Below are 13,558 nucleotides of genomic sequence, written 5' to 3' on the forward strand. Positions count from 1 at the left end.
GTGTGTATGTTTTTGCCATGGGGGGTATATTGCGTGCCAGGATACGCCCCGCGCTCGCGGGTGTCTTATAAAGCGAATGGAGAACCAGTGAAGCGAGACCTGTTCCGCCGCAGCGCCCTTGCGACCGCATGCATGTGCGTGCCGCTCTATGGCCTTGCCCAGGATGTGCGCAACCCGATCAATGTGGTGGTGGTAACCGGCACCCGCTCCGAACACAGCAGTTTCGACCTGCCCGCCGCCGTCGATATCGTCGACGCAGCGCAAATCCGTGACACCCAGCCGCGCGTGAATGCTTCCGAAGCCCTGGCGGCGGTGCCGGGTCTGGTCGCACGCGACCGCCAGAACTATGCGCAAGACCTGCAGATCTCGTCGCGCGGCTTCGGCGCCCGCTCCGCCTTCGGCGTGCGCGGCGTGCGCCTGGTGGCGGACGGTATCCCTGCGACCATGCCCGACGGCCAGGGCCAGGCCGCGACCTTCAACCTCGACATGGCCGAGCGCATCGAAGTGTTGCGCGGCCCCTTCTCCGCCCTGTATGGCAACCACTCCGGCGGCGTGGTCCAGCTCTTTACGCGCGAACCGAAAGGCGCGCCCGCCGTCGAGACCAGTTTCTCTGCCGGCAGCTATGGCCTGCGCAAGCTGGATGTGAATGCCGAGGGCCGCAGCGGCAAACTGGGCTACCTGCTGGACGCGTCGCGCTTCGAGACCGACGGCTACCGCGCGCACAGCGCCGCCACCCGCGACCAGGCCTATGCCAAGCTGGTGGTCGAACCGAGCGCGCACAGCCGCCTGGTCCTGACCGCGAGCGGCCTGCGCCAGGACGACACCCAGGACCCGCTCGGCATCACCTGGGCCACGTACCAGCGCGACCCGCGCGCCGCTGAAACCGACGCTACCGACACCCAATCGCCCCAGCGCACGCTGGCGGAACGCTACAACACGCGCAAGAGCATCGACCACCAGCAGTTCGGCCTGAGCTGGGAGCAGCGCTTCGGCCCCGACCGCCTCCTGCTGACCGCCTACGGCGGCAACCGCCGCGTGGTCCAGTACCTGTCCTTCTCGCGCGGCTTCCAGGCAGCACCCACTAATTCCGGCGGCGTGGTCGATTTCGACCGTGACTTCCACGGCATCGACGCCAACTGGCGCGCGGTGCGCGAACTGGCCGGCGGCACGCTGCGCGCCACGGTCGGCATCGAACTGGCCCGCTCGGTCGACGCGCGCCTGGGGTTCGAGAACTTCATCGGCGATACCTTCGGCCTGCAGGGCGCGCTGCGACGCGACGAACAGGACGAAGTACGCAGTGTCGACCCCTACGCCCAGCTGGAATGGGAGCGCGGCGCCTGGGTGCTTACCGGCGGCGTGCGCCGCAGCCGCGTGCGCTTCGACGTCAGCGACCGCTTCCTGGCCAACGGCGACGACAGCGGCAGCGTCTCCTACAGCCATACTGCGCCGCTGCTTGGCGTGCTGTACAAGGTCTCGCCTTCGCTGAACGTGTATGCCAGCGCCGCGCGCGGTTTCGAAACCCCGACCCTGAACGAGCAGTTTTACTCGGGCAGCGGCGACGGTTTCAATTTTGGCCTGGCTCCGGCGATCGGCAAGCACCTCGAAGCGGGCGTCAAGGCGATGCTCGCGCCCGGGGTGCGCGTCAACGCCGCCGTCTACCAGGTGCGCACCGAGGGTGAATTGGTGGTCGACCGCTCCTCGGGCGGCCGCACCAGCTACCGCAATGCCAGCGCCACGCTGCGCCGCGGCGGCGAGCTGTCGCTGGATGCGGAGCTCGGCGCCGGCTGGAATGCACGCCTGGCGCTCACGGCGCTGCGCGCCATCTACGACGAGGGCTTCGGCGCCGTGCCGGAAGGCAGCCGCCTGCCGGGCATTCCGAAGACCAGCCTGTACGGGGAGCTGGGCTGGAAGGAGCAGTCCGGGCGCTTCGGCGCGGCACTGGAGACGATCGCCAACGGCCGCGTCTACGCGGAAGACACCAACAGCGCCACGCCGGCGCCGGGCTATGCCATCGTCAACGCGCGGGTACAGGCCAGCCAGCAGCTGGGCGGCTGGAAGCTCAGGCAGTTCGCACGCCTGAACAACCTGTTCGACCGGACCTATGTCGGCTCGGTCATCGTGGGCGACGCCAACCGCCGCTATTACGAACCCGCGCCCGGACGCAACTGGGTCGTGGGCGCCAGCGCGCAGTATCAGTTCTAGGGCTTGACGGCCACCAGGCCGGGCAGCGCCACGCCCGGATACAGCTTGGCCAGCGTGGCGTCGGTAGCGGGACGCAGCACGGCGACCACCAGCTGTGCCGCCGCGGCGGCGTCCGGCGCCGCGCGCACCGACTGCCACAGATCCGGATGCGCCGCCGCACGCTCGCCCAGGGCGCGCTCGACCTCGAGCTGCCAGAAGGCCGGCGCTTCCCCTTCGACCCAGTTGCCGCGTCCGCGGCCGAAGTGCGCCACCGCCAGGTAGCGCAGCACCGCCCCCGTCAACAACGACTGCAGGAAGGGGTCGGCGAACTGTACGCTCGGCTTGTTGCGGTCCAGGCGCTGGTTGAAACCCCAGGCCGCGCCGGCCATCGTCAATCCGCCGACGATCGCGCCCAGCAATGCCCCGGCGCCCATGGTCAGGCCGCCGGCCATCAGGTCGGCCGACAGGCCCGTGGCCGCTCCCGAGACCACCGCGCCAAGCAGCCCTGCCTGGGCCTTGTCGACCGGCGCGCGCACGGCGAAGTTATCGCGCACGCGCGCATTGATCGCCAGCGCCTGGCCCGGATCGATCCGGTACAGGGCCAGCATGCGCGCCGTCGCGCCGTTGATGCGGTCGTTCAGGCGCGCGACCAGCGCCGCCATCGCGAGCTCCTGCCGCCGCTGTTCGTCCTTGCCCAGCCCGACCGCCTTGAGCGCGCTGCGCAGCATGCTCCTACCCTCGTCCGGAATCGGTTCGAGGTCACGCGCAGCCGCGGCAAGCAGTTCCGCCGAGACGCGCAGCGCGCCGTCGTAGCGCAACTGGTTGGTGGCGGCCCAGGCCGTGAGCAGCCGTGCATAGCCGGGCTGCTTTGCTTCGTCGATCAGGCGTCCGATCGCTTCGTAAAAGACGTGTTCGTGCACCCAGCAGCGGGCAAAGGCGTCGAGCGCCAGCACGTCCTTCACCACCGGGAACCGGGCCAGGTGCTGCCGCCAGCGTGCTTGCTCTCCCGACTCGTCGTCGCCCGGGCGCGGTGGCCCCATCTGGTTGAGCAGCACGGCGACCGGCTTGCCGAGCCACTCGAGGATCTTCATCTCGGACGGCAGGTAGCCGGCGTCCTGCGGCGACTCGGAGGAGTTGACCAGGTAGAGGATGACGTCGGCTTCTTCCTTGGCCGCGCGCAGCGCCTGCTGGCTGAGCCAGAACGGGCGGTCGCGGTAACGGTCGAAGACCTCGCGCAGGAACCAGCCGATCGGGTTGCCCGTCATCGACAGGCGCTTCAGCAGGCGCACCGAGTCGCCGAAGCCAGGCGTGTCCCACAGCAGCAGCGTATCGCCGGCGTCGCTTTGCTGCAGCAGGTGCGCTTCGGCGAACTGGGTCACGTGGGCGGCGTCGCGCACTTCTCCAACGTCCATCCCGACCAGGGTGCGGGCCAGCGTCGTCTTGCCGTTATTGGTATGCGAAACGAGCGCGAACTGGATTTTTGTCGCCGGGTTGTTCAGCGTGTCGTTCATCGCAGCTCCGGCAAGCTGAGCCCCGCGCCCAGTTCGAGCGGATATTTGTCGGGCTGGAGCAGGTTGACGAAGGTGGCCGAGGTGCCGTGGAAGCTGCAGAACTGACGCCACAAGGCGACACGTTCGGCGACGCGCGCGGCATTGTCCTGCCCCTCGCCGATGCGCTCGACCAGCGGCGACTCGTCCACCAGTACGGCAACGCCGCGCCGCACCCGCTTGCTCAGGTAGTCGAGGAAGGCGCCGTGGTTTTCCTTCTCGGGCGTGGCCGCGAGGCTGAACAGGACGGCGGTCACGGTCACGCCCGGTTCGTCGAGCGCGGTGTCGCGCAACACATCCTTCGGCTCGGCGCCGTAGGCGCTGGTGGGGCGCAGCTGGACCCGTGTCTGCGCACCGAATGCACCGGCCGCGATTGCCCACAGGCCGCGGTCGCGCGCCTCGTCCAGCGTGTAGCTGTAGGGGAGCACGCGCAGCAGTGCCGGCGTGCCGGCGCCGATGCTGTCGGCGAGCTTGCGGTAATAGGGCTGGTCGAGGTCGAGCGGAAAGTGCCGCGCCAGGCGCCGTGCACGCCATGCAGCAAAGGCTGCCAGCAGCAGGCGCGGCAACACGACGAACAGCAGCAGCGTGGCGCCGTACAGGTGGACCCAGCGCTCGCCGCTCGCGGCGCTGACGGTGCGGCCGAAGCGCAGCAGCTCGATCTCGGCCAGCGAGAAGCCCTCCAGGAACGGGAAGACGTTCATCGCCGGCATGAACAGCCAGGACAGCAGGGTGTGCACCTGGCGCCCGTCGAGGAAGGTGCTTTCCCAGCCGACCACGTATTGGGTCAGCAGCCCGCGCGCATACAGCGAAGCGATGGCGCCGAGCGCGAAGCAGGCAGCGGCAAGATGGACGGTGCGGCTCAGGCGCGCGCGGGTGAGCGGTGCGCTCAGCGCAGCCCATTCGCCCATGAAGACGGCCAGCCCCTCGGCCAGGGGCGTAGGCAGTTTGCGCGGCACCACCGCCTTGCCGACGCTCAGGCGCCCCAGCAGCTTCGGCCCCGCCCATCCATGGCGCTTGCCCGGAACGAGTGCCCACACCAGCATGCCCAGGTAGACCAGCAGGTTCCAGGCGATGATCAGCAGGAAAGGCGCGGACAGCAGGTCGACGCGCTGCGGGTCGGCGATGCGGTCGATGGCCGCGCCGCTGACGAGGGCCAGGAAAGGCAGGGCCAGCCAGACCCCGCCCAGGCCCAGCCTGCGACGGGCGAAGGCGCCGAACGCAGGCGAGCGTTCCCCCAGGCGTTTGAGGATCTGCTCGGAACGCTGCTGCAGGAAGTGATGCTGGGTGACGGCCGTTTTGCTGTCTGCGGCCTGCCAGGCGGCGAGCTCCTTGGCGCTGCGGCTGGCATACTTGCGATCGTCGTCGCTCAAGACCTCGTGCTTGACGTCGGCGGACTCGATGGCGCGCACAAGCACGACATTGCGTGCAACCTGTTCGTTCATGCTTCTCCTGTCATGGTTGAAATAGCAAGGCTGACAGGTGCATTGTGCCCCAGTTTGCGCGAAGGCGGCAGTTCCCACGCTTGTGCTGCGCACGTCGTGGGCACAAAAAACCCGGGAGACCCGGGTCGCAGTGGCTTGCGCGGCGCTCAGCTGCCGGGATTCTTCTTGTTCGGCTTGCTGACGAAGTCGGACGCGGGCTGGTCCGGCCGGCGTTCCAGGCCTTTCGCGCCGCCCTTGCCCGAATCCGACTGCTGGGAGCCCGCATGCTGGTACTGCTCGATGCCGCCCTGCCCGGATTGCTGGGGCTCGCCCATGCGATTCTGTTCCGCCTGCGCCTGCATCCGCTGGCCGCGCTGGCGTGCGCTCCAGCCCTGGTGGACCGCGCCGGCGCCGCCGCGCTGACCGCGGCCGTTCGTGTCCGACTGCTGCGAGCCGGTGTGGGCCATCGGGAATGGCGACTCCGGGCCACCAGGCATGACGGCGCCCGGCGCGCGGGTCTGCATGCTGCCCTCGGCAACCGTGACGCCTTTCGGCTTGTGGATGCCGCGCGAACGCTTGTCTCCACCGAGGTTCTTTTCTTTCGATTTCATGATTCCTCCTTCGCTTCGCTGAACCGATGGATCGATCATGCGCGCCGAACCAGTGAGCCTGTATAGGCGCGGACTCCGAGCCAGTGTAGGAATCAGCGTACGGTCACGCTCCGGTCAAGTGGGCAGAAAATCAGCCGCTTCGACGACTGTCCGCAGCGACGTCTTCCGAATGACTTGAGAATCGCCAAACGCTGGCGTTATCCGGACTGCTAGGATTTTTCTTCTGCCATGCCAAGAGGAAACAGCATGAGGTCGCGCCTGCTCAAGCCCTGCCTGTTTGCGTCCCTTTGCCTCAGCCTTGCCGCGGCCGCCGGCGCATCGGCCGGGAACAAGGCGTGGATGACCATGGGCGACGCTGCCTTTCGGCAGGCGAAAACGGCCGCGCCCGAGCTGGTGTCGATCGAAAGCCGGCAACTGCAGGTGGACGGCGGCTCGGAAAAAGTGCATGCGGTCGTGCTGGACGAAGACCGGCTGGCGGCGATCGCCGGTGTCATCCATCAGCGAATGGGGCTGTGCGGCGGCTTCATGTATCACGCCAGCGAAGCCGCTGCACGCGCTGCCCTGGACCGGCGTCCAAGCGTTCCCGAGCTGCGTTCGTATGGCATCCGAGAGCGCGAGCGCGTCCAGGCCATATTGGCGAGCATGCACGAAAGCCATATCGCTTCGACGATCCTGGCCTTGAGCGGCTTTGCGAACCGCTATTACACCAGTCGAAGCGGGGTCGAGGCCTCGAACTGGCTGCTGTCGACATGGCGCGAACTCGCCGCCGGCCGCGAGGACATTGCCGTCGCCCAGCTCGCACACCCGGCCTATCCCCAGCCTTCCATCATCTTGACCATTGCCGGCACCGACCTGGCCGATGAAAGCGTCGTGGTCGGCGCGCACCTGGATTCCATCCTCAGCTTCGGCATGAGCGAGACCGCACGGGCGCCGGGCGCGGATGACGATGCTTCCGGTGTGGCGAGCATGACCGAAGCGCTGCGCGCGCTCATCGCGAGTGGCTACCGCCCGCGCAGGACGATCCACCTCATTGCTTACGCTGCGGAAGAAGTGGGATTGCGCGGCTCGCAGGATATCGCCCGCCAGTTCAGGCAGGCCAGGCGCAAGGTCGCAGGGGTGCTCCAGCTCGACATGACCAATTACAAAGGCGCGGACAAGGACATCTACCTGCTCACCGACTATACGAACAGTGCGCAGAACGCGTTCATCGCCCAGTTGGTCGGCGCCTATCTTCCGGATCTGAAACTGGGGTATGACAAGTGCGGCTACGCCTGCTCGGACCATGCAAGCTGGGACGCCCAAGGCTACCCTGTCTCGATGCCCTTCGAGTCGGCAATGGCGCGCGACAACCCGGCAATCCACAGTTCCCGCGACACCCTGGCCAACTCCGGCGGGCAAGCCACGCACGCGCTGAAGTTCGCGCGCCTGGCTGCGGCCTACGTGGTCGAGCTATCCAGCGAATAGGCGGGACGGCTCTCCACCCGGTGTCGCATCCAGGCCAGTTCGCTCAGACATGTGCGGCTTGCGCACTTTCCGGCCTCGGCTGTCCCTTGACCGCGGGTTCGCTCAGGTCGCGTTGCAGCACCGTCCGATACAGCAGCCCTGCCAGCGCACCGCCGAGCAAGGGCGCAAGCCAGAACAGCCATAGCTGCGCGACAGCCCATCCGCCGACGAACAGGGCAGGACCGGTACTACGCGCCGGATTGACCGAGGTATTCGTGACCGGAATACTGACCAGGTGGACCAAGGTGAGCGCAAGACCAATGGCGATACCGGCAAAGCCTACCGGCGCGCTGGCATGGGTTGCACCGAGTACCACCAGGACGAACATGAAGCTCATCACGAGTTCACAGACCAGACCCGCTCCCAGGGAAAAATTTCCAGGCGAGTGGGCGCCATAACCGTTTGCAGCGAATCCTGCCTGCACATCGAAGCCCGGCTTGCCGCTGGCGATAAGATAGAGTAAGCCGGCCGCGACCACGGCGCCGGCCACTTGGCTAACGATATAGGGTGCAACATGGCGTGCCGGGAAGCGGCCGCCCGCCCACAAGCCGACCGACACGGCCGGATTGAAATGGCCTCCCGAAATCGGACCGAGTGCATACGCGCCGGTGAGGACAGCCAGGCCAAAAGCGAGCGAGACGCCCGTCAGGCCAATACCGACCTCGGGAAATGTCGCGGCAAGCACTGCGCTGCCACAGCCCCCCAAGACCAGCCAAAACGTACCAATGAACTCTGCGAGCAGTTTACTGAACATGATTTCCTCCGCAATGGAACACAAGCGGCGGCGGCACTGATTTTACAGGTGCCGCTCAATGGATTGTAGTTGTGGGAGGAAGTACCTAGGGCGAGAGTCTGGGGTTCTTTGATGTACCACAAACTTACAGTGGTTTGTGACGTGCTGGTGCAGAACTATTTGACGCTGCTTGGCAGTGGATCGAAGCGGCATCGTGTGTACGCAGTGCGCATCAGGGCGCTGGCGTATTGCTTGAAGACGCAAAAAAGCCCACCAGGATCACCTGGTGGGCTCTTTCATATAACTAGCCTGACGATAACCTACTTTCACACTGGTTGCAGCACTATCATCGGCGCAAAGTCGTTTCACGGTCCTGTTCGGGATGGGAAGGGGTGGGACCGACTTGCTATGGTCATCAGGCTTTGACTTGTCTAGAAATTTGACCACATGGTCAAACTTCTACAATCCGGGAAGAAGTAAGTTTCTTTTTATTCTTGGGTAGCAGTATCAACAAACTGCAGCTGTATTTCTTGACTTGTTCTATATCCTACCAAGGTTATAGGGACAAGCCGTACGGGCAATTAGTACTGGTTAGCTTAATGCATTACTGCACTTCCACACCCAGCCTATCAACGTCCTGGTCTCGAACGACCCTTCAAGGAGCTCAAGGCTCCGGGAAATCTCATCTCAAGGCAAGTTTCCCGCTTAGATGCTTTCAGCGGTTATCTCTTCCGAACTTAGCTACCCGGCAATGCCACTGGCGTGACAACCGGTACACCAGAGGTTCGTCCACTCCGGTCCTCTCGTACTAGGAGCAGCCCCCTTCAAATTTCCAACGCCCACGGCAGATAGGGACCAAACTGTCTCACGACGTTTTAAACCCAGCTCACGTACCACTTTAAATGGCGAACAGCCATACCCTTGGGACCGGCTACAGCCCCAGGATGTGATGAGCCGACATCGAGGTGCCAAACTCCCCCGTCGATATGAACTCTTGGGAGGAATCAGCCTGTTATCCCCAGAGTACCTTTTATCCGTTGAGCGATGGCCCTTCCATACAGAACCACCGGATCACTATGTCCTACTTTCGTACCTGCTCGACTTGTCGGTCTCGCAGTTAAGCACGCTTATGCCATTGCACTATTAGCACGATGTCCGACCGTACCTAGCGTACCTTCGAACTCCTCCGTTACACTTTAGGAGGAGACCGCCCCAGTCAAACTGCCTACCATGCACTGTCCCCGATCCGGATAACGGACCAAGGTTAGAACCTCAAACGAACCAGGGTGGTATTTCAAGGTTGGCTCCACCGGAACTGGCGTCCCGGTTTCAAAGCCTCCCACCTATCCTACACAGATTGGTTCAAAGTCCAATGCAAAGCTACAGTAAAGGTTCATGGGGTCTTTCCGTCTAGCCGCGGGTAGATTGCATCATCACAAACATTTCAACTTCGCTGAGTCTCGGGAGGAGACAGTGTGGCCATCGTTACGCCATTCGTGCAGGTCGGAACTTACCCGACAAGGAATTTCGCTACCTTAGGACCGTTATAGTTACGGCCGCCGTTTACTGGGACTTCAATCAAGGGCTTGCACCCCATCATTTAATCTTCCAGCACCGGGCAGGCGTCACACCCTATACGTCCACTTTCGTGTTTGCAGAGTGCTGTGTTTTTATTAAACAGTCGCAGCCACCAGTTTATTGCAACCCTTTCACCCTTCCACAGTAAAGTGGTCAAGCTACCGGGGCGTACCTTATCCCGAAGTTACGGTACCAATTTGCCGAGTTCCTTCTCCCGAGTTCTCTCAAGCGCCTTAGAATACTCATCTCGCCCACCTGTGTCGGTTTGCGGTACGGTCTCGTATGACTGAAGCTTAGAGGCTTTTCTTGGAACCACTTCCGATTGCTTCGCGGCATAAAGCCACTCGTCTCGACCCCTTGAATTCCGTGCCCGGATTTGCCTAAGCACCTTCTATGAGTCAAAAACTAGCTATTCCAACAGCTAGACAACCTTCCGCGATCCGTCCCCCCATCGCATCATACGACGGTGCAGGAATATTAACCTGCTTCCCATCAGCTACGCATCTCTGCCTCGCCTTAGGGGCCGACTCACCCTGCTCCGATGAACGTTGAACAGGAAACCTTGGGCTTACGGCGTGCGGGCTTTTCACCCGCATTATCGCTACTCATGTCAGCATTCGCACTTCTGATACCTCCAGCATCCTTCACAAGACACCTTCGCAGGCTTACAGAACGCTCTCCTACCATATCTATTGCTAGATATCCGCAGCTTCGGTGACTGGCTTAGCCCCGTTACATCTTCCGCGCAGGACGACTCGATCAGTGAGCTATTACGCTTTCTTTAAATGGTGGCTGCTTCTAAGCCAACATCCTGACTGTTTTAGCCTTCCCACTTCGTTTTCCACTTAGCCAATCTTTGGGACCTTAGCTGGCGGTCTGGGTTGTTTCCCTCTTGACGCCGGACGTTAGCACCCGACGTCTGTCTCCCAAGCTCGCACTCATCGGTATTCGGAGTTTGCAATGGTTTGGTAACTCGCAATGAGCCCCTAGCCATAACAGTGCTCTACCCCCGATGGTGATACTTGAGGCACTACCTAAATAGTTTTCGGAGAGAACCAGCTATTTCCAGGTTTGTTTAGCCTTTCACCCCTACCCACAGCTCATCCCCTAATTTTTCAACATTAGTGGGTTCGGACCTCCAGGGCGTGTTACCGCACCTTCATCCTGGCCATGGGTAGATCACCTGGTTTCGGGTCTACACCCAGCGACTGTCGCCCTGTTCGGACTCGATTTCTCTACGGCTCCCCTATTCGGTTAACCTCGCCACTGAATGTAAGTCGCTGACCCATTATACAAAAGGTACGCCGTCACCCCACGAAGAGGCTCCGACTGTTTGTATGCACACGGTTTCAGGATCTATTTCACTCCCCTCCCGGGGTTCTTTTCGCCTTTCCCTCACGGTACTGGTTCACTATCGGTCGATTACGAGTATTTAGCCTTGGAGGATGGTCCCCCCATGTTCAGACAGGATTTCTCGTGTCCCGCCCTACTTGTCGTACGCTTAGTATCACCGTTTGGATTTCGTGTACGGGGCTATCACCCGCTATGGCGCTTATTTCCAGAAGCTTCCACTATCCAATCGACTATCACGTACAGGCTCATCCCATTTCGCTCGCCACTACTTTGGGAATCTCGGTTGATTTCTTTTCCTGCAGCTACTTAGATGTTTCAGTTCGCCGCGTTCGCTTTGCATACCTATGTATTCAGTATGCAATGACCTAAAAGGCCGGGTTTCCCCATTCGGAAATCTGCGGATCAAAGTGTGTTTGCTCACTCCCCGCAGCTTATCGCAAGCTACTACGTCCTTCATCGCCTGTAATCGCCAAGGCATCCACCATGTGCACTTATTCGCTTGTCCCTATAACGTTGGCCCCTGCTGACAACAGGGATCGTCATAGAAAATCAAGAGTACAGCTTGTTGCATGTTTGTTGATACTTGATTACTACCCTAAGTGTGCACTTTTACATGCACGCTTAAAAAAACTTTACTTCTTCCAGATTGTTAAAGAACGAAAAAACAGTGATCTCGAAAAGACCAAACCTAAACCGCAGAGGCTTACGTTTGTGCTTTCAGAACCAGGTAATGGTGGAGGATGACGGGATCGAACCGACGACCCCCTGCTTGCAAAGCAGGTGCTCTCCCAGCTGAGCTAATCCCCCATAAATCATCACGAAAAAGTACAAACCTACTTTTTCGTGGATCCAGGTAAAAATCACTGGCAAAGCCAGATGATTTTTAGAGACTAAACCCGACGATGATAACTTGGTAGGGCTGGTTGGACTCGAACCAACGACCCCCGCGTTATCAACACGGTGCTCTAACCAGCTGAGCTACAGCCCCGACATACACTGTTGTTCTCTTTACTAACAGCCGATAAGCGTGGACGCTTGATGTGGAGACAAGCTCCGGTGCTACTCTAGAAAGGAGGTGATCCAGCCGCACCTTCCGATACGGCTACCTTGTTACGACTTCACCCCAGTCACGAATCCTACCGTGGTAAGCGCCCTCCTTGCGGTTAAGCTACCTACTTCTGGTAAAACCCGCTCCCATGGTGTGACGGGCGGTGTGTACAAGACCCGGGAACGTATTCACCGCGACATGCTGATCCGCGATTACTAGCGATTCCAACTTCATGTAGTCGAGTTGCAGACTACAATCCGGACTACGATACACTTTCTGGGATTAGCTCCCCCTCGCGGGTTGGCGGCCCTCTGTATGTACCATTGTATGACGTGTGAAGCCCTACCCATAAGGGCCATGAGGACTTGACGTCATCCCCACCTTCCTCCGGTTTGTCACCGGCAGTCTCATTAGAGTGCCCAACTAAATGTAGCAACTAATGACAAGGGTTGCGCTCGTTGCGGGACTTAACCCAACATCTCACGACACGAGCTGACGACAGCCATGCAGCACCTGTGTGAAGGTTCCCTTTCGGGCACTCCCAAATCTCTTCAGGATTCCTTCCATGTCAAGGGTAGGTAAGGTTTTTCGCGTTGCATCGAATTAATCCACATCATCCACCGCTTGTGCGGGTCCCCGTCAATTCCTTTGAGTTTTAATCTTGCGACCGTACTCCCCAGGCGGTCTACTTCACGCGTTAGCTGCGTTACCAAGTTAATTAAAACCCGACAACTAGTAGACATCGTTTAGGGCGTGGACTACCAGGGTATCTAATCCTGTTTGCTCCCCACGCTTTCGTGCATGAGCGTCAATCTTGACCCAGGGGGCTGCCTTCGCCATCGGTGTTCCTCCACATCTCTACGCATTTCACTGCTACACGTGGAATTCTACCCCCCTCTGCCAGATTCAAGCCTTGCAGTCTCCAATGCAATTCCCAGGTTGAGCCCGGGGCTTTCACATCAGACTTACAAAACCGCCTGCGCACGCTTTACGCCCAGTAATTCCGATTAACGCTTGCACCCTACGTATTACCGCGGCTGCTGGCACGTAGTTAGCCGGTGCTTATTCTTCAGGTACCGTCATTAGCGCAGAATATTAGTCCGCACCGTTTCTTCCCTGACAAAAGAGCTTTACAACCCGAAGGCCTTCTTCACTCACGCGGCATTGCTGGATCAGGCTTGCGCCCATTGTCCAAAATTCCCCACTGCTGCCTCCCGTAGGAGTCTGGACCGTGTCTCAGTTCCAGTGTGGCTGGTCGTCCTCTCAGACCAGCTACTGATCGTCGCCTTGGTGAGCCTTTACCCCACCAACTAGCTAATCAGACATCGGCCGCTCCAAAAGCATGAGGCCCGAAGGTCCCCCACTTTCATCCGTAGATCGTATGCGGTATTAGCGTAACTTTCGCTACGTTATCCCCCACTTCTGGGTACGTTCCGATGTATTACTCACCCGTTCGCCACTCGCCACCAGGCCGAAGCCCGTGCTGCCGTTCGACTTGCATGTGTAAAGCATGCCGCCAGCGTTCAATCTGAGCCAGGATCAAACTCTTCAGTTCAATCTCTGTTTGTTGACTCTTTCGAGTC

At 60.8% G+C, this 13,558-nt stretch carries 6 protein-coding genes, 2 tRNA genes and 3 rRNA genes; 2 read left to right on the forward strand and 9 right to left on the reverse strand.

What is annotated here, in order from left to right:
* The first annotated feature begins 132 nt into the window (after positions 1-132).
* Positions 133-2,202, forward strand: coding sequence for a TonB-dependent receptor (locus tag IM543_23090; GenBank protein QOY96831.1), 2,070 nt, complete (start codon positions 133-135; stop codon positions 2,200-2,202).
* Here the strand turns inward: IM543_23090 and IM543_23095 are convergent.
* From IM543_23095 to IM543_23105, 3 genes are all read right to left on the reverse strand, one after another.
* On the reverse strand, positions 2,199-3,692 hold the full coding sequence (locus tag IM543_23095; protein ID QOY94320.1) for a DUF3482 domain-containing protein: 1,494 nt from the start codon (positions 3,690-3,692) through the stop codon (positions 2,199-2,201). The genes IM543_23090 and IM543_23095 overlap by 4 nt on opposite strands.
* The gene (locus IM543_23100; GenBank protein QOY94321.1) at positions 3,689-5,170 is read right to left on the reverse strand and encodes a DUF2868 domain-containing protein; all 1,482 of its coding nucleotides are present in this window, start codon (positions 5,168-5,170) and stop codon (positions 3,689-3,691) included. The genes IM543_23095 and IM543_23100 overlap by 4 nt, the downstream gene beginning before the upstream one ends.
* A gap of 146 nt (positions 5,171-5,316) precedes the next feature.
* The gene (locus IM543_23105) at positions 5,317-5,760 is read right to left on the reverse strand and encodes a hypothetical protein (GenBank protein QOY94322.1); all 444 of its coding nucleotides are present in this window, start codon (positions 5,758-5,760) and stop codon (positions 5,317-5,319) included.
* 246 nt (positions 5,761-6,006) lie between these two features.
* On the opposite strand from IM543_23105, the gene IM543_23110 reads away from it, so the two are divergent.
* Entirely contained in the window at positions 6,007-7,224 is a 1,218-nt protein-coding gene (locus IM543_23110; GenBank protein ID QOY94323.1) for a M20/M25/M40 family metallo-hydrolase, read from the forward strand.
* 43 nt (positions 7,225-7,267) lie between these two features.
* Here IM543_23110 and aqpZ read toward each other — a convergent pair whose 3' ends face one another.
* The 6 genes from aqpZ to IM543_23140 form a co-directional block, all read right to left on the reverse strand.
* The gene (aqpZ, locus tag IM543_23115) at positions 7,268-8,017 is read right to left on the reverse strand and encodes an aquaporin Z (GenBank protein ID QOY94324.1); all 750 of its coding nucleotides are present in this window, start codon (positions 8,015-8,017) and stop codon (positions 7,268-7,270) included.
* A gap of 286 nt (positions 8,018-8,303) precedes the next feature.
* A 5S ribosomal RNA gene (gene rrf / locus IM543_23120) occupies positions 8,304-8,416 on the reverse strand.
* Between the two features lie 140 nt (positions 8,417-8,556).
* Positions 8,557-11,432 (reverse strand): 23S ribosomal RNA (locus tag IM543_23125).
* A gap of 226 nt (positions 11,433-11,658) precedes the next feature.
* Positions 11,659-11,734 (reverse strand) — tRNA-Ala (locus tag IM543_23130).
* A gap of 104 nt (positions 11,735-11,838) precedes the next feature.
* Positions 11,839-11,915 (reverse strand) — tRNA-Ile (locus IM543_23135).
* Positions 11,916-11,995: 80 nt separating this feature from the next.
* A 16S ribosomal RNA gene (locus tag IM543_23140) occupies positions 11,996-13,530 on the reverse strand.
* The 16S, 23S and 5S rRNA genes sit together here with 2 tRNA genes alongside, the layout of an rRNA operon.
* Positions 13,531-13,558: the final 28 nt, after the last annotated feature.

This window comes from Massilia sp. UMI-21 (assembly GCA_015277795.1).
Lineage (GTDB): Bacteria > Pseudomonadota > Gammaproteobacteria > Burkholderiales > Burkholderiaceae_D > Telluria.